The sequence below is a fragment of the Rhodococcus chondri genome, assembly GCF_036327435.1.
In the GTDB taxonomy this organism is placed as follows: Bacteria; Actinomycetota; Actinomycetes; order Mycobacteriales; family Mycobacteriaceae; genus Rhodococcus; species Rhodococcus chondri.
This window is the reverse complement of sequence record NZ_JAUZMZ010000101.1, coordinates 1-17,866: the sequence shown is the minus strand read 5'-3', so window position 1 is coordinate 17,866 and position 17,866 is coordinate 1. Positions and strand designations below refer to the sequence as shown.

The 17,866-nt window shown below is 66.1% G+C and carries 16 protein-coding genes; 13 read left to right on the top strand and 3 right to left on the bottom strand.

Features of this window, described 5'->3' with window-relative positions:
* Positions 1 to 18: 18 nt before the first annotated feature.
* The 3 genes from metE to aceA form a co-directional block, all read right to left on the bottom strand.
* Positions 19 to 2,310: a 5-methyltetrahydropteroyltriglutamate--homocysteine S-methyltransferase gene (gene metE / locus Q8814_RS17155; protein ID WP_330153218.1), complete on the bottom strand. Its 2,292-nt coding sequence runs from the start codon at positions 2,308 to 2,310 to the stop codon at positions 19 to 21.
* Positions 2,311 to 2,415: 105 nt separating this feature from the next.
* Complete coding sequence (locus Q8814_RS17150; protein ID WP_330153217.1) at positions 2,416 to 3,312, bottom strand: 3-hydroxybutyryl-CoA dehydrogenase; 897 nt, start codon at positions 3,310 to 3,312, stop codon at positions 2,416 to 2,418.
* Between the two features lie 155 nt (positions 3,313 to 3,467).
* Positions 3,468 to 4,757, bottom strand: a complete 1,290-nt coding sequence (gene aceA / locus Q8814_RS17145) for an isocitrate lyase (protein WP_330153216.1) — start codon at positions 4,755 to 4,757, stop codon at positions 3,468 to 3,470.
* A gap of 552 nt (positions 4,758 to 5,309) precedes the next feature.
* Between aceA and Q8814_RS17140 the strand changes: the two genes are divergently transcribed.
* The 13 genes from Q8814_RS17140 to Q8814_RS17080 form a co-directional block, all read left to right on the top strand.
* Entirely contained in the window at positions 5,310 to 6,437 is a 1,128-nt protein-coding gene (locus Q8814_RS17140; RefSeq protein WP_330153215.1) for a globin domain-containing protein, read from the top strand.
* Between the two features lie 68 nt (positions 6,438 to 6,505).
* On the top strand, positions 6,506 to 7,918 hold the full coding sequence (ramB, locus tag Q8814_RS17135; protein ID WP_330153214.1) for an acetate metabolism transcriptional regulator RamB: 1,413 nt from the start codon (positions 6,506 to 6,508) through the stop codon (positions 7,916 to 7,918).
* A 28-nt stretch (positions 7,919 to 7,946) separates the two neighbouring features.
* Positions 7,947 to 8,348 carry a TIGR03618 family F420-dependent PPOX class oxidoreductase gene (locus Q8814_RS17130; RefSeq protein WP_330153213.1) on the top strand — a complete coding sequence of 134 codons (402 nt, stop codon included), beginning with the start codon at positions 7,947 to 7,949 and terminating at the stop codon, positions 8,346 to 8,348.
* Positions 8,349 to 8,509: 161 nt separating this feature from the next.
* Positions 8,510 to 9,412 carry a type IV toxin-antitoxin system AbiEi family antitoxin domain-containing protein gene (locus Q8814_RS17125; RefSeq protein WP_330153212.1) on the top strand — a complete coding sequence of 301 codons (903 nt, stop codon included), beginning with the start codon at positions 8,510 to 8,512 and terminating at the stop codon, positions 9,410 to 9,412.
* A 245-nt stretch (positions 9,413 to 9,657) separates the two neighbouring features.
* A complete protein-coding gene (urtA, locus tag Q8814_RS17120; RefSeq protein ID WP_330153211.1) occupies positions 9,658 to 10,935 on the top strand; it encodes an urea ABC transporter substrate-binding protein in 1,278 nt (425 codons plus the stop codon).
* A gap of 36 nt (positions 10,936 to 10,971) precedes the next feature.
* Complete coding sequence (gene urtB / locus Q8814_RS17115; protein ID WP_330153210.1) at positions 10,972 to 11,856, top strand: urea ABC transporter permease subunit UrtB; 885 nt, start codon at positions 10,972 to 10,974, stop codon at positions 11,854 to 11,856.
* A 134-nt stretch (positions 11,857 to 11,990) separates the two neighbouring features.
* The gene (gene urtC, locus Q8814_RS17110; RefSeq protein WP_330153219.1) at positions 11,991 to 13,040 is read left to right on the top strand and encodes an urea ABC transporter permease subunit UrtC; all 1,050 of its coding nucleotides are present in this window, start codon (positions 11,991 to 11,993) and stop codon (positions 13,038 to 13,040) included.
* A complete protein-coding gene (gene urtD / locus Q8814_RS17105) occupies positions 13,037 to 13,819 on the top strand; it encodes an urea ABC transporter ATP-binding protein UrtD (protein WP_330153209.1) in 783 nt (260 codons plus the stop codon). Before urtC ends, urtD begins: the two co-directional genes overlap by 4 nt.
* On the top strand, positions 13,819 to 14,511 hold the full coding sequence (urtE, locus tag Q8814_RS17100) for an urea ABC transporter ATP-binding subunit UrtE (RefSeq protein ID WP_330153208.1): 693 nt from the start codon (positions 13,819 to 13,821) through the stop codon (positions 14,509 to 14,511). The genes urtD and urtE overlap by 1 nt, the downstream gene beginning before the upstream one ends.
* Positions 14,511 to 15,200 carry a GntR family transcriptional regulator gene (locus Q8814_RS17095; RefSeq protein WP_330153207.1) on the top strand — a complete coding sequence of 230 codons (690 nt, stop codon included), beginning with the start codon at positions 14,511 to 14,513 and terminating at the stop codon, positions 15,198 to 15,200. The genes urtE and Q8814_RS17095 overlap by 1 nt, the downstream gene beginning before the upstream one ends.
* A gap of 5 nt (positions 15,201 to 15,205) precedes the next feature.
* Positions 15,206 to 15,745 (top strand): carboxymuconolactone decarboxylase family protein, encoded by a 540-nt coding sequence (locus Q8814_RS17090; protein WP_330153206.1) that lies wholly within the window; start codon positions 15,206 to 15,208, stop codon positions 15,743 to 15,745.
* A gap of 83 nt (positions 15,746 to 15,828) precedes the next feature.
* Entirely contained in the window at positions 15,829 to 16,524 is a 696-nt protein-coding gene (locus Q8814_RS17085; RefSeq protein WP_330153205.1) for a GntR family transcriptional regulator, read from the top strand.
* A gap of 34 nt (positions 16,525 to 16,558) precedes the next feature.
* Positions 16,559 to 17,866 (top strand): ATP-binding protein (locus Q8814_RS17080; protein ID WP_330153204.1); only part of this gene is annotated, 1,308 nt, incomplete at its 3' end.

Here is a 17,866-nt window from a genome sequence, read left to right as displayed (position 1 = left end):
CTCATACAGCTCGGTGACTCACCCGGCCTGTTCGCTCGCCCGGCGCCGCAGCCGGCGTGCCGCCGCGACCATGTTGCGCAGCGACGGTTCGATCTGCCAGTGGTGGCGGGTCTTGAGACCACCGTCCGGGTTCGCCCACAGCCGGTCGAGCTCGACGGATTCCGCTGCCTCACTGAGCAGATCGTCGAGTTCGTCGATGTCGGGAATCCGGGCCGACCTCGACTCGTAGATGCCCGGACCGACACCGTGCGACAGGGCCCGATCCTTGATCGCTTCGAGCACCCAGCGGATGGATCGGGTCGCGACGATCGCGGTGACGTCGGCATCGAGCCGTTCGATCGCGTCGACCACCGACGCCTGTCCCGAGTAGGTCAGGTGCGTGTGGATCTGCGTCTCCGGCTTGGCGCCTCCGGTCGCGAGCCGGAACGCGTCGACCGCCCAGTCCAGGTACTCGGCCCGTCCGTCCTGCCGCAGCGGCAGCAATTCGCGGATGGCGGGTTCGTCGACCTGGATGATGGCGATGCCCGCCCGCTCGAGATCGGCGATCTCGTCGCGGATGGCCAGCGCCAACTGGTCGGCCGTTTCGTGCAGCGGCTGATCCTGCCGCATGTACGAACGGGCCAGCATGGTCACCGGTCCGGTGAGCATGCCCTTGACCGGCTTGTCCGTCAGCGACTGGGCGAACGCGGTCCATTCCACCGTCATCGGCTTCGGACGAACGATGTCGCCGTAGAGAATCGGCGGCCGCGTGCACCGCGAACCGTAGGCCTGCACCCAGCCGAAGCGCGTGGTGGCGAAGCCCTCCAACAGTTCGGCGAAGTACTGCACCATGTCGTTGCGTTCGTGCTCACCGTGCACGAGGACATCGAGACCGATATCTTCCTGCAGGCGGATGGTGGACTCGATCTCCTCCTGGATGCGCTTGACGTACTCCTCGTACGACAACCGGCCCTCGCCGAGATCGTATCGGACCTTTCGGATCTCGTCGGTCTGCGGGAACGAACCGAGGGTCGTCGCGGGCACGGGCGGCAGGTTCAGGCGCTGCTGCTGCGCGGCGCGGCGCTCCTCGTAGGGAGCCCGATGCCGATGCTCGGGTCGCAACGCGTTGATACGCGCCCGGACCGTGTGCTTCTGCTTGAAATGCACCGAGGTCGGAGGCACCCGCCACTTCGGTTCGGCTCCGGTGGTCAGTGCCTTCGCCAGCGAGACCACCTCCCCGACCTTCTGTTTCGCGAAGGCGAGACGGTCGGCGACGTCACCGGGGATGTCGTACTCGACGAGCAGGTCGTACGGCACATGCAGCAGCGAACACGAGGTCGACACGACCAGGTCCGGCGCCACCGCGGCGATCGAATCGAGGTATTCGAGCACGCGGCGACGGTCGGCGCGCCACACGTTGCGGCCGTCGACGACACCGGCATAGATGCGCTTGCGCTTGAGACCCGGCACGGCGGCCAGTTCGGCGGCGCTGATGCGGCCGTTGATCAGGTCCAGCCCGATGGCCTCCACCTTTGACGCCGCGAGGATCGGCAGCGCCTCTCCGAGGTGGCCGTACGGTCCGGTGACCAGGAGGCGGGGACGCAGCGGGGCGTGCGACAGGGCGTCGTACGCGCGCTTCAGAGCGTCGAGTTCCTCCGGGCTGCGGTCTTCGGTGAACGACGGCTCGTCGAGCTGCACACACGTGGCACCGGCCTTGGCGAGCTGCTCGAACAGCTTCTCGTATGCCGGCAGCAGCGCGTCGAGCAGGTCGAGCGTGCGGAAACCGTCGCGGGTCGAGGTCTGCGACACCTTCGACAGCAGCAGCAGCGACACCGGGCCGAGCACGACCGGACGAAGCTCGATGCCCTCGGCCTTGGCGCGCTCGAACTCGTCGAGCAGCACCGCCGAGTTCAACTCGAACGTGCTGTTCTCGTCGAGTTCGGGCTGGCGGTAGTGGTAGTTGCTACCGAACCAGCGCACCAGCTCGAGGGGCGGGAAGTCTTCCCGGCCGCGGCACATCGTGAAGTAGAAGTCGAGCGGGTCGAGCTCGCCGACCAGTGGGCGGAATCGCTCGGGGACCGCGCCGAACAGCAGGGCGTTGTCGAGGACGTGATCGTAGTAGGAGAACGTGTTGCCCGGAACCTGCGTCAGTCCCGTCGCCGCGAGTTCGCGCCAGGTGCCCTCCTGGAGGTCGCGGGCGACGGCGACGAGTTCGTCGCGGCTGCTCGTGCCGTGCCAGTAGGACTCGAGAGCACGCTTGAGTTCGCGGCGGGGTCCGATACGCGGATACCCGAGAATGCTGGATCCGTATCCGTCGGCAGTGTTTGCCATGTCGGAATCGACCTTTCCCTCATGCACTTCGCGCCCGTGCACCGACAGTCAGTGCAAACACTGACGTCGGAGCACGGGCGCCCGAGTGCTAATGGTGCTACCTGGCTAGCTGGCCTTCTTGGCGGCCCGGCCGTTGTCGGCATATTCGTAGAAACCGGCGCCCGATTTCTTGCCGACCAGGCCGGCCTCGACCATGCGCAGCAGCAGCGGCGGCGCGGAGTACAGCGGCTCCTTGAACTCTTCGTACATCGAGTCCGCGATCGACTTGACGGTGTCGAGACCCACGAGATCGGTCAGCGCGAGCGGACCCATCGGGTGTGCGCACCCGAGCACCATTGCCTTGTCGATGTCTTCCTTGGTTGCGAAGCCGGATTCGACCATCCGGATCGCCGACAGCAGGTACGGCACGAGCAGCGCGTTGGCGACGAAGCCGGCCCGATCCGAGGATCGGACGATCTGCTTGCCGAGCACGTCGGCGGCGAACGCCTCCGCGCGGGCGGAAACCGACTTGCTGGTCTTGAGGGTGGTCACCAGTTCGACGAGCGGCAGCACCGGCACCGGGTTGAAGAAGTGCATTCCGATGACGCGTTCGGGCGACCGGGTCGCGATACCCAGCTTCATGATGGGGATCGACGACGTGTTCGACGCGAGCACGGCATTCGGATCGGTGACGACCTTGTCGAGTTCGGCGAAGATTTCGCTCTTGACCTTCTCGTCTTCGACAACAGCCTCCACAACGAGCTGCCGATCGGCGAAGTCGCCGAGGTCGGAGGTGAAGCGCAACCGCCATGCGGCCTGCTCACGTTCACGCTCGGTGATCTTGCCGGTACTCACACCACGGTCGAGAGACCGGAGGATGCGGGCGCGTCCGGCTGCCGCGAGTTCGCGAGTCTGCTCGAACACCAGTACGTCGACATGAGCGCGTGCGCACACCTCGGCGATACCTGCGCCCATGATTCCGGCGCCGATCACGCCGACGCGCTGAATCTTTTCGCTGGTCACGTCAGCTCCTTCTCGTTTGGTGGGTCGTGAAAGCTGTGTCTGTCGAAAACCTGTGTCTGTCGAAAACCAAGGTCGTCACGGATACGCGTATCCCGCGGCGGGACATCGGGGACCTACCGGTCCCGCCGCGGGACAGACCTCGAAGCGGCGTGTTCCTAGTGGAACTGGCCTTCCTCGGTGGAGCCCTTCAGGGCTGCCGTGGAGGTGTTGGGATCGACGGTCGTGGCGATGGAGTCGAAGTAGCCGGCGCCGACCTCACGCTGGTGCTTGATGGCGGTGAAGCCGCGCTCCTTGGCCGCCTTGAACTCGCGCTCCTGCAGGTCGACGAAGGCGGTCATGCCCTCGCGGGCGTAGCCGTGAGCCAGGTCGAACATGCCGTAGTTGAGCGAGTGGAAGCCGGCGAGAGTGATGAACTGGAACTTGAAGCCCATCGCGCCGAGCTCCTTCTGGAACTTCGCGATGGTCGAGTCGTCCAGGTGGGCCCTCCAGTTGAAGGACGGCGAGCAGTTGTAGGCGAGCAGCTGGTCCGGGAACTCGCTGCGGACGGCCTCGGAGAACTTCTTCGCAACCTCGAGGTCCGGGACGCCGGTCTCCATCCAGATGAGGTCGGAGTACGGTGCGTACGCCTTGGCGCGGGCGATGCAGGGCTCGATGCCGTTCTTGATGCCGTAGAAGCCTTCGGCGGTGCGGGTGCCGTCGAGGAACTCGCGGTCACGCTCGTCCACATCGGAGGTGATGAGGGTGGCGGCCTCGGCGTCGGTGCGGGCGATGACGACCGTCGGGACGTCGGCGACGTCGGCCGCGAGACGCGCCGAGGTCAGGGTGCGGATGTGCTGCTGGGTCGGGATGAGCACCTTGCCACCGAGGTGGCCGCACTTCTTCTCCGATGCGAGCTGGTCCTCCCAGTGCGAACCGGCGACACCGGCCGCGATCATGGCCTTCTGCAGCTCGTAGACGTTGAGCGCGCCACCGAAGCCGGCCTCGCCGTCCGCGACGATCGGGGCGAGCCAGTTCTCGACCGAGGTGTCACCCTCGACCTTGGCGATCTCGTCGGCGCGCAGCAGCGCATTGTTGATACGACGCACAACCTGCGGCACGGAGTTGGCCGGGTAGAGCGACTGGTCGGGGTAGGTGTGACCCGAGAGGTTCGCGTCGCCGGCGACCTGCCACCCGGAGAGGTAGATGGCCTTCAGGCCGGCGCGGACCTGCTGCACGGCCTGGTTGCCGGTGAGTGCGCCCAGCGAGTTGATGTAGTCCTCGTTGTTGACGAGATCCCAGAGGATCTCCGAACCGCGGCGAGCGAGGGTGGCTTCCTCGACGACGGTGCCCTGCAGCTTTACGACCTGCTCGGCCGTGTAGTTGCGGGTGATCCCCTTCCAGCGGGGGTTGGTGTCCCAATCCTGCTGAATCTGTTCTGCGGTCTTCGGGGTGCCGGTGGTCGACATCAAAGCTCCACTCTCTCGATCTAAGAAGTTCCGGATAGTCAGCAGTACGTCTGTACTACTTCACATCCTTCACGTGCTCTTCGGATGTACACCACGACAATGACACAGTTAAAAAGTGGCGTCTACCTGTAGCTAATGTAAATCTTGGCTAGGTTTGCGTGGGCCTTTGCAAAGGTTGCAAATCAATGGTGGGCCCAACAACCCGGCTTTTCGACCACTGGTTACCGGCCGGTAGCAATGACCTGGAGTTCTCTGCGGCAACGGCCGCCGGCCGGTCACCTGCAGTAACCGCACCGACGTGTCGGTGACCCGCCACAACGGCGCAGGGCACGCCACAGCGTGTGATTGCTTTCACAGGAACGTCGCCCGGATGCCGCAGTCCGGACGTCGAGATACCGATCTCCTGGTCGTATCATTTGCGCGACGACCGGATCGGGGCCGGCCGCGCCACGTGCTGCGCTCCGTGTCCGTCTGCCGGTTGCCCGCACGAGCCGAAGGAGCAGCATCATCCTGTCCCCCACGTCGCACTCGGTCGTCGAAGCGACCCTGCCGGTGATCGGTGCCCACATCGGACGGATCTCCGAGGTCTTCTACGACAGGCTGTTCGCCGCCGTGCCTGCTCTGAGGACCAACCTGTTCAACCGCGCCAACCAGGCGAACCGCACGCAGCAACAGGCCCTCGCCAGCTCGGTCGCGGCCTTCGCGACTCTGCTCGTCAAGGAGCAGCCGGGCGACATCGACGCGATCATGGCGCGCATCGCAGCCAAACACGCGTCGCTCGGCGTCCCATCCGGCCACTACGAAATCGTGCGGGAACATCTCTTCGCAGCCATCGCCGAAGTGCTCGGTGACGCCGTGACGCGCCCCGTCGCCCTCGCGTGGCACGAGGTGTACACCCTGATGGCCAACTCGCTGATCGAACAGGAATCGATTCTGTACGCGCAAGCAGGGGTTGCGCCCGGCCAGGTGTGGCGGAACGTCGTCGTCGCGGAACGCGAGTACGACGGAGCGCATGCTGCGACGCTGTTCCTCCAGCCCACCCACGGTGAGCGACTTCCGGCCTTCCTCCCCGGTCAGTACATCTCGGTCCGTGTGCGGGTCGACAGCGGCGGCGAGCAGATCCGGCAGTACACCGTGGCCCGCGGCCGCACCCCGGCCGAATGGGCCCTATCGGTCAAGCGCGTACCGGGCGGCCTCGTCTCGCCGATTCTCGTCGACCGGGTCGCGGCCGGCGACCATCTCATTGTCTCCCACCCGTTCGGCAGCGTCGTGATCGACGACGCGGAAACACCACTGCTGCTCATCTCCGCCGGCATCGGGGTCACCAATTCCATGGCGGCGCTGCAGCACCTCGTCGCGCGGAACTCCGGCCGGAGGGTCACGGTCGTGCACGTGGAGCACTCGCCCTACGAGCACGTGCGCAGAGTGGAATTCAGCGCGCTCGGCAAGATGCTGCCCTCCGCGCAGCTGCACCTGCGCTACAGGGCCTTCGACGGCGTTCGCGACGATGGCCGAACCCCGCTCACAGGTGTCGCACTGCCGAGTGACGCCCAGACCTACGTGTGCGGTCCGGTCGACTTCATGCGCGCGATCCGGAACGAACTCGTGGAGGCGGGGCTGCCGCCGTCGTCCGTCCACTTCGAAGCGTTCGCGCCGGGATCGTGGCTCGGACTGGAGTAGAAAGCACCGCATTAACAGTCTGCAAACGACACGTTGCAAAGTTCGTTTAGCGCACTTACCCTGGGCGAATGGCCAAGACCTTCGTCGGCGCCCGCTTGCGGCAGCTTCGCACCGAGCGGGGACTCAGCCAAGCCGCCCTCGCCAAGACACTCGAGATCTCGGCAAGCTATCTCAATCAGATCGAGCACGACGTACGACCGCTGACGGTGCCGGTGCTGCTGCGCATCAGCGAGGTGTTCGGCGTCGATACCACCTTCTTCTCCTCGCAGGACGACACCCGGCTCATCGCCGAAATGCGGGAGGTGGCGCTCGATCAGGAGATGGGCATCGAAGCCGACGCGCAGGAGATCGCAGAAATGGTCGCCACGCATCCCGGCCTGGCGCGGGCCATGGTCAACATGCACCGGCGTTTCCGCAACACCACCGCGCAGCTCGCCGCGGCCACCGAGGACCGCTACAGCGACGGTAGCGGCAGCGGCTCGATCACCATGCCTCACGAAGAGGTACGCGATTACTTCTATCAGCGACAGAATTACCTGCACGAGCTCGATACCGAAGCCGAAGAGCTCGCCAACAGGATTCGATTTCATCGCGGCGACGTCGGCGGAGAGATCGCCAAGCGCCTCACCACAGTGCACGACGTGCAGATCGTCAAACGCATCGACCTCGGCGAGAACATCCTGCACCGCTACGATCCCGAGAGCCGGATCCTCGAAGTCGCACCGCAACTGTCGGGTGGGCAGCAGGTCTTCAAGCTCGCGCTCGAGCTCGCGTACCTCGAATGTTCGGAGCTGATCGACAAGCTCGTCGCCGAGGGCGGCTTCACCAGCGACTCGTCCCGGTCGCTCGCGCGACTCGGCCTCGCCAACTACTTCGCTGCCGCACTACTCCTGCCCTACACCCAGTTCCACGAGATCGCCGAGAACTTCCGCTACGACATCGAGCGGCTCTCCGCGTTCTACGGAGTCAGCTACGAGACCATCGCGCACCGCCTGTCGACGCTGCAGCGTCCCAAACTGCGTGGCGTGCCGTTCTCGTTCGTTCGCGTCGACCGGGCCGGAAACATGTCGAAACGGCAGTCCGCCACAGGCTTCCACTTCTCGACCAGTGGCGGTACCTGCCCGCTGTGGAACGTGTACGAGACGTTCGCCTACCCCGGCAAGATCATGACGCAGATCGCCCAGATGCCCGACGGCCGTCGCTATTTGTGGGTTGCGCGCACCGTCGAACGGCGTGCGGCGCGCTACGGGCAGCCGTCGAAGACGTTCGCGATCGGACTCGGGTGCGAACTGCGGCACGCGCACCGGCTCGTCTACGCCGACGCACTCGAGCTCGACGAGTCCAACCCCGGCACTCCGATCGGCTCCGGTTGCCGCGTATGCGAGCGCATGAACTGCCCTCAGCGGGCGTTCCCTCCGCTCGGCAAGGAGATCGACATCAACGAGCACCGCAGCTCCGTCTCGCCGTACCTCGTCCGCTGACTCCGCGGACGGCCAGTACGCTGACCGCATGGCACGTACCCCCGCCGCGCTGGGCGAGAAGGCCCTCGAGTTTCTGTCCGAGTACCACCTCGCAACCCTCACCACGCTGAGGAAGGACGGAACACCGCACGTCGTCGCGGTGGGGTTCACGTGGGATCCGGTCCGCGAGCTCGCCCGGATCATCACCTTCGAGGGGTCCCAGAAAACTCTCAACGCCGAGCGCGGCGGATACGCGGTGGTCAGCCAGGTCGACGGTGGTCGATGGCTGACCCTCGAGGGGCCGGCCCGGGTCGCCCGCGACCGCGACGCCGTCACCGAGGGAGAGCGCCGCTACGCCGCCCGCTACCGCGAGCCGCGCCCCAACCCGCGCCGCGTCGTCATCGAGATCGCCGTCGAGCGCGTCATGGGCTCGGTTCTCGACAAGTCCTGATCTCCCGCTACCCAATTCGTCTTCCGCTGCCGCAATTTCCGTAGCAAGGCGCCGACCCTGTAGCGAGAAGTTATCCACAGCCGGGCAATTCGTCCACAGCTTGTGCCTTCCGGTCCGGAATGCACCCGATTCTCTCTCGGGCATCGGGCACGGTAGTCGCCATGACACAACCGACGCCCTTTCTTCGGACCGAGGCGCTCGCCGTCGGTTTCACGGATTCGGAAATCCGGCGCGCACTGCGGGCCGGTGAACTCGAACGTCTCGAACCCGGCATCTATCTTCAGGCAACGGACAGCGAGAGCTTCGATTCACTCGATCGCTACCGGATACGTGTGCGTTCGGTGGGCACGAAACTGTCGCCGGGCACCGTGGTCAGTCACACCTCTGCCGCTGCCCTTCACGGGCTCACGCTCTGGCGACCCGACCTGACCCGTGTCCACATCACCCGCAACCGAACCGCGGGTGGCCGTAGGAGCGCCGGACGTCACCTGCACGTCGCGCCGTTGACGTCCGGCGACATCACGCACGTCGCAGGCATACCGTGCACGTCGGTCGCGCGGACCGTCGTCGATCTCGCGTGCACCCTCGACCTCGACGAAGCAGTGATCACGGGTGATTCGGCGCTGGCTCGGGACCCGGCACTCGATCTGGAAATCCGGCAGGTCCTCGACGTGACGGGACGCAAGAGAGGCATCGCCGCGGCGCGACGCGTTGCCGCGTTCCTGGACGGCCGCAGCGAGAGCCCCGGTGAGTCACTCAGCCGCGTACGGATGCACCAGGCCCGCATGCCCGCCCCGGCACTGCAGAAGGAATTGAGAACTCCGGACGGGTATTTCGTCGCCCGCACCGACTTCTTCTGGGAGGACCCCGGCATCATCGGCGAGTTCGACGGCATGGGGAAGTACGACACCGGCGGGATCGAGGCCGTGCGCACGGAGAAGCGGCGCGAAGACGCCCTCCGCGACCTCGGCTTCGAAGTGATCCGCTGGACCTGGCCCGAACTGTTCCGTTTCGACGTCGTCCGCGCACGTTTCGACCGCGCAGTCGCCCGCGCTGGACGATAATCGCTACCGCATTCTCCTCCTGCTACGGCAACTGTCGTAGCGGGAAGCAAGTGTGTTCGCATCGACGGCAGTTGCATGTGAGGAACATGTAACACCGGCGTCATCGGAGTCATTCAACCGTCATCGGAAGATATTCCGGCGCAACAAGGCCCGCCTACTGTGTGGCATCACGGATACAACGCTGTATACGCCCCCGGATACACCCGGGACCCATCCGGTCACACCTCCGAAGGAAGGGCACCTTCATGTCAGTTGCCAGGTCCAAGTTCGCCAAGCGCGCCGTCGCCGCGCCGGCTGCGTTGCTCACCGTCGGACTCGTGCTCACCGCGTGCGGCAGCAAGGCGGGCGACGGTTCCGAGCCCTCCGCCGGTGCGTCCGGCGCCTCGTGTGTCGACACCTCCGGCGACACGATCAAGGTCGGATCGCTGAACTCGCTGTCGGGCACCATGGCGATCTCCGAGGTCACGGTGCGCGACTCGATCGCCCTGGCCGTCGAAGAGATCAACTCCGACGGCGGTGTGCTCGGCAAGCAGATCGAGATCGTCGCCGAGGACGGCGCGTCCGAGCCGACGGTATTCGCCGAGAAGGCCGAGAAGCTCATCAGTTCCGATTGTGTCGCAGCAGTATTCGGCGGCTGGACGTCGTCGAGCCGCAAGGCGATGCTGCCGGTGTTCGAAGACCGGAATTCGCTGCTGTACTACCCCGTCCAGTACGAGGGGCTCGAGTCGTCGTCGAACATCTTCTACACCGGCGCGACGACCAACCAGCAGATCGTTCCGGCGCTTGACTTCCTGAAGGAACAGGGAGTCAAGTCGCTGTACCTCGTCGGCAGCGACTATGTGTTCCCCCAGACCGCCAATCGCATCATCAAGGCGTACGCCGACGCCAACGGCATCGAGATCAAGGGCGAGGACTACACCCCGCTCGGCTCCACCGACTTCTCCACCATTGTCAACAAGGTCCGCACCGCGGGCGCCGACGCGGTGTTCAACACCCTCAACGGCGACTCGAATGTGGCGTTCTTCCGCGAGTACACCAACGCCGGCCTGAACGCGAAGGACATGCCCGTCGTCTCGGTGTCCATCGCCGAAGAGGAAGTGGTCGGCATCGGCGCGCAGAACATCGAGGGCCAGCTCACCGCATGGAACTACTACCAAACGGTCGACTCACCCGAGAACACCTCGTTCGTCGAGGCCTACAAGGCGGAGTACGGACAGAACAAGCCCACGTCGGATCCGATGGAAGCGGCATACGCGTCGGTGTACCTGTGGAAGAACACCGTCGAGAAGGCCGACTCCTTCGCGGTCGAGGACATCCAGCAGGCCGCCGACGGAGTGTCGTTCGCGGCGCCGGAAGGCACCGTGACCATCAACGGCGACAACCACCACATCACCAAGACCGCGCGCATCGGTGAAATCCGGGGCGACGGCCTGATCTACACGGTGTGGGAGTCCGACGGGCCGGTCGACCCGGACCCGTACCTCGAGTCCTACGACTGGGCCGCGTCCCTGTCCGGGAACTGACGCAGGCGACCGGGAAGCCGATTCGAGGGAGACGACATGGATGTCCTTGTAGGACAGTTGTTCACAGGGTTGAGTATCGGATCGATCCTGCTGCTGGCGGCGCTGGGGCTGTCGCTGACGTTCGGCCAGATGGGCGTGATCAACATGGCCCACGGCGAATTCATCATGGCCGGCAGCTACACCGCGTTCGTAGTTCAGCAGGTCATTTCCTCAGCGGGCGTGTCCCTGTTCGTGTCGTTGCTCGTCGGCTTCCTGGTGGGCGGCGTGATGGGTGTCCTTCTCGAGGTCACCCTGATCCGCCGGATGTACCACCGCCCCCTCGACACCCTGCTCGTGACGTTCGGTGTGGGACTGCTGCTTCAGCAGGCCGCTCGCGACCTCTTCGGCGCACCGGCCGTCAACGTGGTTGCTCCCGGATGGCTTTCGGGTGGGGTGGACGTACTCGGCGCGGTCGTCCCCAAGACCCGCCTGTTCATTCTGGCGTTCGCAGTGATCTGCGTGATCGCTCTGATCACGTCGATGAAGTACACCTCCATGGGCCGGCGTATCCGCGCCGTGGTGCAGAACCGCGACCTGGCCGAAACCGTGGGGATCTCGAGCCGGCGCACCGACATCACCACCTTCTTCCTGGGTTCGGGCCTCGCCGGAGTCGCGGGTGTCGCGTTGACGCTGATCGGCTCGACCAGCCCGACCATCGGCCAGTCGTATCTGATCGACGCGTTCCTGGTCGTCGTCATCGGTGGCCTCGGCCGCATCGAAGGCGCCGTCCTGGCCGCGGTCGCGCTGGGCCTGCTCAATTCGTTCATCGAGTACTCCACCACCGCGTCCATCGCGAAGGTCATCGTGTTCGTACTCATCGTGATCTTCCTGCAGTTGCGGCCCCAAGGCCTGTTCGCGGTCAAGACAAGGAGTTTGGTCTGATGCCCTCGACATTCACTCCACGGGCCCTGACCCGCCCCGGACCGGTCGGTGCCATCACCCGCCCCGGACCGGTCGGTGCCATCACCCGCCCCGGACCCGCCCGTACCGCAGCGGGGTTCGCCGTCGCCGCCCTGATGCTCTTCGGCGTGGCGCCGGCGGTGCTGTCCGACTTCCGGCTCGGCCTGCTCGGCAAATTCCTGTGCTTCGCCATCGTCGCCGTCGGCATCGGACTGGCCTGGGGGCGCGGTGGCATGCTCACCCTCGGCCAGGGCGTGTTCTTCGGCATCGGCGCGTACATCATGGCGATGCACCTCAAAGTCGCCGACGCGCAGCTACGCGGCGACACCGTCCCCGACTTCATGCAGATCGCCGGCCTCCGCGAACTGCCCGCCTACTGGGTGCCGTTCTCCTCACCCCTGGTGACTGTTCTGGCGATTGCGCTGCTGCCCGCCCTCGTGGCGCTGATCCTCGGGCTCGGCGTGTTCAAACGCCGCGTCAAGGGCGCCTACTTCGCGATCCTCTCGCAAGCTCTCGCCGCCGCCTTCGCAATCCTGCTCGTCGGGCAGCAGAGCACCGGCGGCTCCAACGGCCTCAACCGGTTCCGCAGCTTCTTCGGGTTCGACCTTGCGGATCCGGTCAACAAGCGGATGCTGTTCTTCATCGTCGCCGCGATCCTGCTGCTGGTCGTCGCCGCGACCCGCCAGCTCATGCAGTCGCGCTACGGCGAACTGCTCGTGGCGGTGCGCGATCAGGAAGAGCGGGTCCGGTTCCTCGGCTACGACCCCGCGAACATCAAGGTCGCCGCCTACACCGTCGCCGCGTTCTTCGCCGGTCTCGCCGGCGCGATGTTCGTCCCGATCGTGGGCATCATCTCTCCCGCCGACATCGGCATCGTGCCCTCGATCGCGTTCCTGATCGGCGTCGCTATCGGCGGCCGCACCACCCTGCTCGGCCCGGTGCTCGGCGCGATCGGCGTCGCCTGGGCGCAGACCGCCCTGTCGGAGAATTTCCCGTCCGCCTGGACCTACGCCCAGGGCCTGCTGTTCGTCGTGGTCATCGGCTTCTTCCCCGCCGGTCTGGCCGGGCTGGCCGCGCTGCGCGGTCGCCGACGCACGACACCGGCCGCCGTGTCCCCGTCGCAGGACACTCCCGCCCCCGCACCCGAGATGGAGCCCGCGAGATGACCGCACCCACCTACGGCGGCAACGCCGGCATGTCCAGCCAATACCTCGAGGTCCGCGACCTGCGCGTGAGCTTCGACGGCTTCACCGCGGTCGACGGCGTCGACCTGACCCTCTTCCAGGGCGACCTGCGATTTCTCATCGGCCCCAACGGGGCCGGCAAAACCACCCTCGTCGACGCCGTCACCGGCCTCGTGCCGGCCACCGGATCGGTCACCAAGTCCGGTGTCGAACTGCTCGGCAAAAAGACCCACAAGATCGCGCGCCTCGGCGTCGGACGCACCTTCCAGACCGCGTCGGTGTTCGAGGAACTGTCGGTGCTGCAGAATCTTGACATCGCGGCCGGAGCGGGACGCTCACCGTGGCAACTGCTGCGCCGCCGCTCCGGGGTGCTGCCGGAAATCGAGGAAGCGCTCGAGACGATCGGCCTGACCGCGCACCGCGACACTGCTGCCGGCATCCTCGCCCACGGCCAGAAACAGTGGCTCGAAATCGGCATGCTGCTCGTGCAGAACTCCGATGTGCTGCTCCTCGACGAACCCGTCGCCGGCATGAGCGGTGACGAACGCGAGGAGACCGGGCAACTGCTCCGGCGGATCGGCGCCCAGCGCACCGTCGTGGTCGTCGAACACGACATGGACTTCATGCGCGCATTCGCGACCTCGGTCACGGTCCTCGCGCGCGGCAAGGTCATCGCCGACGGCACCGTCGAAGACGTCCAGAACGACCCGCAGGTCCAGCAGGTCTACCTCGGCACCGCAACCCTCGAGGAGGCCTCCTGATGCTCGAACTCGTCGACGTCCGCGCCGGCTACGGCCGCACCGAAATCATCCACGGCGTCTCGGTCACCGTCCCGTCCGACGGCGTCGCGGCCGTCATGGGACACAACGGCGCGGGCAAAACCACGCTGCTCCGCGCCGCCGTCGGGCTGCTGCCCATCACGTCCGGCCGGATCCTGTTCGAGGGCACCGATATCGGCAGAATGCGACCCGCAGCCCGCGTCGCCCGGGGCCTCGCCTACGTGCCGCAGGGACAGCAATCGTTCGGGCAGCTCACCTGCGCCGAGAACCTGCAGGTCGTCGCGGACGGACGTAAGAACGGCCGGAAGCTGATCGCCGACATGCTCGATCTGTTCCCCGCCCTCGTCCCGCTACTCGACCGCCGCGCCGGGCTGCTCTCGGGCGGTCAACGCCAGCAGCTAGCAATCGCGCGGGCCCTGATCACCGAACCCCGCATGCTCATTCTCGATGAGCCCACCGAGGGCATCCAGCCGTCGGTCGTCGCCGAAATCGAGAACACCATCGTCGAACTGGGCAGGGGCGGGAACCTCGGTGTCCTGCTCGTCGAACAACACATCGGCTTTGCGCTCGACAACGCCCGCCACTACTACATCCTCGAATCCGGGCGCATCACCTCCACCGGAGACGGCGGGGCCGACGCCGCGACAACCGTGCGCGCCGCGATGGCCATCTGATGTCGCCGGCCGGAACCCGCCGCGAGCTCGTCTATCGGGGGCTGCGAGCCGAGCTGATGTCCGGCGCCCTCGCTCCGGACGAGCGGCTCAGCGAGGAACGGCTCGCCGACCGGTACGGCGTGTCGCGCACCCCGGTGCGGGAAGCACTGGCACGGCTCGTCTCCGACGGCCTGGTCGAACGCCGCGAGCCGGGACTGTTCCCGTACCGGCCCCGGCTCGATGCCCTCGACGATCTCTACGAGCTGCGCATCACCCTCGAACTGCGCGGGATCTGCCGGGCGATGACCGACGAGTCGGTCCGGCACGACCCCGGGATCCTCGGCGCCGAACTGGACCGTTGGTACGAATTGCGCCGCGTTCCACCCGAACCCGATGCGGGTTTCGTCGCGCTCGACGAGCGGTACCATCTGACGCTGCTCGCGTCGTCGGGCAATTCCGCGCTCTGCGAGGCGCTGGCCACGGTCAACGCCAAGGTGCGACCGGTGCGGATGTTCGACTACCTGACCCCCGACCGCTTGGCCGCGACCGTCGACGAGCACATCGCCGTGACCGAGTTGCTGCTCGACGGCAGGCTCGACGACGCCCACCGGCTCCTGCTCGCCCACATCGACACGTCACGGGCCGTGGTGGTCCGGCGCGCCGAAGAAGCACGCACGCTGGCACGTCTGGCGCGCGCAGTGCGAGACTGACCCCCATGACGCCCCGCATCGCGCCCGGACGACTGAAAGAACTCGGCCCGATCAACTGGGTCGTATGGAAGGCGCTGTCGCGGGCGGCGGGTACCTCCGACGCGCATCTGTTCAGCACGCTCGGTCGCACCGGCCGGTTGTTCCGCGGGTGGCTGCACTATTCGGGGATGCTGATGCCGTTCGGCAGGCTGGGCCGGTTCCAGTCGGAAATGGTCATCCTGCGTGTGGCACATCTGCGCGAATGCGGTTACGAAGCCGATCATCACACCCGCCTCGGGCGGCGGGCCGGTATCACCGACGAGATCCACACGCGCATCGTGCACGGCCCCGCACACGACGACTGGAGCCCCCGGCACCGCGCACTGCTCACCGCAGTGGACGAACTGGTGGCGACGAGAAATCTGTCCGACGACACGTGGACCGAACTGTCGCAGCACTTCGACGAGCGCCGCCTGATCGAAGTCTGCCTTCTGGTGACGCAATACGACGGGCTCGCCACGACCATCGGTACCCTGCGCCTCGATCGGGACTTCGAAACGCCCTGACCGAGACGGCCGAGAGTTCTTCCTAACCCGAGCTTTACCGCACGAAACCCGAACGAAACACCTGCTCCATAGCGTATACAGCTATGTCGACAGCAACGGATACAGCGGAGCCGCAACCGCTTCGGACGCAGGTATACCGGCAGTTGCGCACCGATCTCATGAACGGGTCGGTGCGTGTCGGCGAGCGTCTCACCGAGCCGAAACTCGCGGCCCGGTTCGGCATTTCTCGTACCCCGGTGCGTGAAGCACTCGCGATGCTCGCCGCCGACGGGCTCATCCGGCGTGAGGAATTCGGTTTCTCCCCCGTACCACCGAGCATTCCGCGCATCTGCGACCTGTACGAGCTGCGTATCACGCTCGAACTGCACGGGATCAACCGTGCGATCGACGATCCGGCAATCGTCCACGACCGGATCGCGCTCGACGCCGAGCGCCGGCGATGGCAGGAGTTCGCACTCGACCCGCCCGAGCAGGAACCGGGGTTCGTGGTCCTCGACGAGCAGTTCCACGTCGCACTCCTCTCGTCGTCGGGGAACCTCGAGCTGGCGTCGTCGCTGGAATCCGTCAACTCCCGGATCCGGCACGTGCGGATGTACGACTTCATGGTCAACAGCCGCATCGAAACCTCGATCGCCGAGCACCTCGGGATTCTCGACGCCGTCCTGGACCGGGATCTCCCCCTGGCTCGCACACTGTTGCACCGCCATATCGGCGAGTCCCTCACCGTGGTCCTCGACCGGGTGACCCGCGCTGTCACGGCGATGTCGTTCGCCGAGTAACTCTTCCCACTTCCCCCATCGAAGGAGCCTCACCGTGGATTTCGGCTTCGACACCCTGCTCATCGCCAATCGTGGTGAGATCGCGTGTCGCATCATGCGTTCCGCACACAAGCTCGGGCTGAAAACAGTGGCCGTGTACTCCGACGCGGATGCCTCCACCGCGCACGTCGAACTGGCCGACGTGGCCGTGCGACTGGGTCCGGCCCCAGCCGCCGAGTCGTACCTCCGCTCGGACCTGGTCATCGAGGCCGCCCTCGTCACCGGCGCGGGAGCGATCCATCCCGGCTACGGATTCTTATCCGAGAACGCAGATTTCGCTCAATCCTGCGAAGACGCCGGCATCGCGTTCGTCGGGCCGGCACCGGAGCAGCTGCGCGTGTTCGGAGACAAGCACACAGCGCGTGATGCAGCCCGCCGGGTGGGCGTTCCCCTGGTGGCGGGAAGCGGTCTGCTCGGGTCGGTCGACGAGGCACTCGCGGCGGCCGCGGAGATCGGCTATCCGGTGATGCTCAAGGCGGTCGGCGGCGGCGGCGGAATCGGCATGCAAGCCTGCCACGGTCCCGGCGATCTGCATGAGGCATACGAGCGGGTGCTTCGCCTCGCGTCGGCGAACTTCTCGTCGGCGGGGGTGTTCCTCGAACGGTTCGTCTCGCACGCCCGGCACGTCGAGGTCCAGATCTTCGGTGACGGTGAGGGCCGCACGCTCAGTCTCGGTACCCGCGACTGCTCGCTGCAGCGCCGAAATCAGAAGGTGGTCGAGGAGGCTCCCGCCCCGGGGCTGCCCGACGAGATCGTCGAGCAGATGCTGACGTCGTCCCGGGCACTTGCCTCTTCGGTGCGGTATCGCTCCGCCGGAACGGTCGAATTCGTCTACGACACCGAACGCGGGGAGGTGTCGTTCCTGGAGATGAACACCCGCCTGCAGGTGGAACATCCGGTCACCGAGGAGGTCACGGGTGTCGATCTCGTCGAATGGATGCTGCGGCTGGCGCGCGGCGACAAGGAAATGCTCGCGGCGCTGCCCGATTCGGGACCGGCGATAACCGGACATGCGGTGGAGGCCCGCGTATACGCCGAAGATCCCGGTCGCGACTACCGCCCGAGCGCCGGACTGCTCACGCACGTCGAGTTTCCGGCACACACCCGCATCGAGACGTGGGTCGACACCGGCACCGAGGTCGGAACCTTCTACGATCCGCTGCTCGCCAAGGTGATCGTGCGGGGTGAATCCCGGCGCACGGCGTTCGCCGGTCTCGCCGCAGCGCTCGACGACACCCACCTGTACGGAGTGCAGACGAATCTTTCACAGCTGCGCGGCATCTGCGAGTCGGATACGGTACGC

Coding starts and splice junctions, on each gene's coding strand:
- metE (WP_330153218.1), bottom strand. CDS start 2,310: ATGGCAAACACTGCCGACGGATACGGATCCAGCATTCTCGGGTATCCG.
- aceA (WP_330153216.1), bottom strand. CDS start 4,757: ATGTCGACCACCGGCACCCCGAAGACCGCAGAACAGATTCAGCAGGAT.
- ramB (WP_330153214.1), top strand. CDS start 6,506: ATGGCCAAGACCTTCGTCGGCGCCCGCTTGCGGCAGCTTCGCACCGAG.
- Q8814_RS17130 (WP_330153213.1), top strand. CDS start 7,947: ATGGCACGTACCCCCGCCGCGCTGGGCGAGAAGGCCCTCGAGTTTCTG.
- Q8814_RS17125 (WP_330153212.1), top strand. CDS start 8,510: ATGACACAACCGACGCCCTTTCTTCGGACCGAGGCGCTCGCCGTCGGT.
- urtA (WP_330153211.1), top strand. CDS start 9,658: ATGTCAGTTGCCAGGTCCAAGTTCGCCAAGCGCGCCGTCGCCGCGCCG.
- urtB (WP_330153210.1), top strand. CDS start 10,972: ATGGATGTCCTTGTAGGACAGTTGTTCACAGGGTTGAGTATCGGATCG.
- urtC (WP_330153219.1), top strand. CDS start 11,991: ATGCTCTTCGGCGTGGCGCCGGCGGTGCTGTCCGACTTCCGGCTCGGC.
- urtD (WP_330153209.1), top strand. CDS start 13,037: ATGACCGCACCCACCTACGGCGGCAACGCCGGCATGTCCAGCCAATAC.
- urtE (WP_330153208.1), top strand. CDS start 13,819: ATGCTCGAACTCGTCGACGTCCGCGCCGGCTACGGCCGCACCGAAATC.
- Q8814_RS17095 (WP_330153207.1), top strand. CDS start 14,511: ATGTCGCCGGCCGGAACCCGCCGCGAGCTCGTCTATCGGGGGCTGCGA.
- Q8814_RS17090 (WP_330153206.1), top strand. CDS start 15,206: ATGACGCCCCGCATCGCGCCCGGACGACTGAAAGAACTCGGCCCGATC.
- Q8814_RS17085 (WP_330153205.1), top strand. CDS start 15,829: ATGTCGACAGCAACGGATACAGCGGAGCCGCAACCGCTTCGGACGCAG.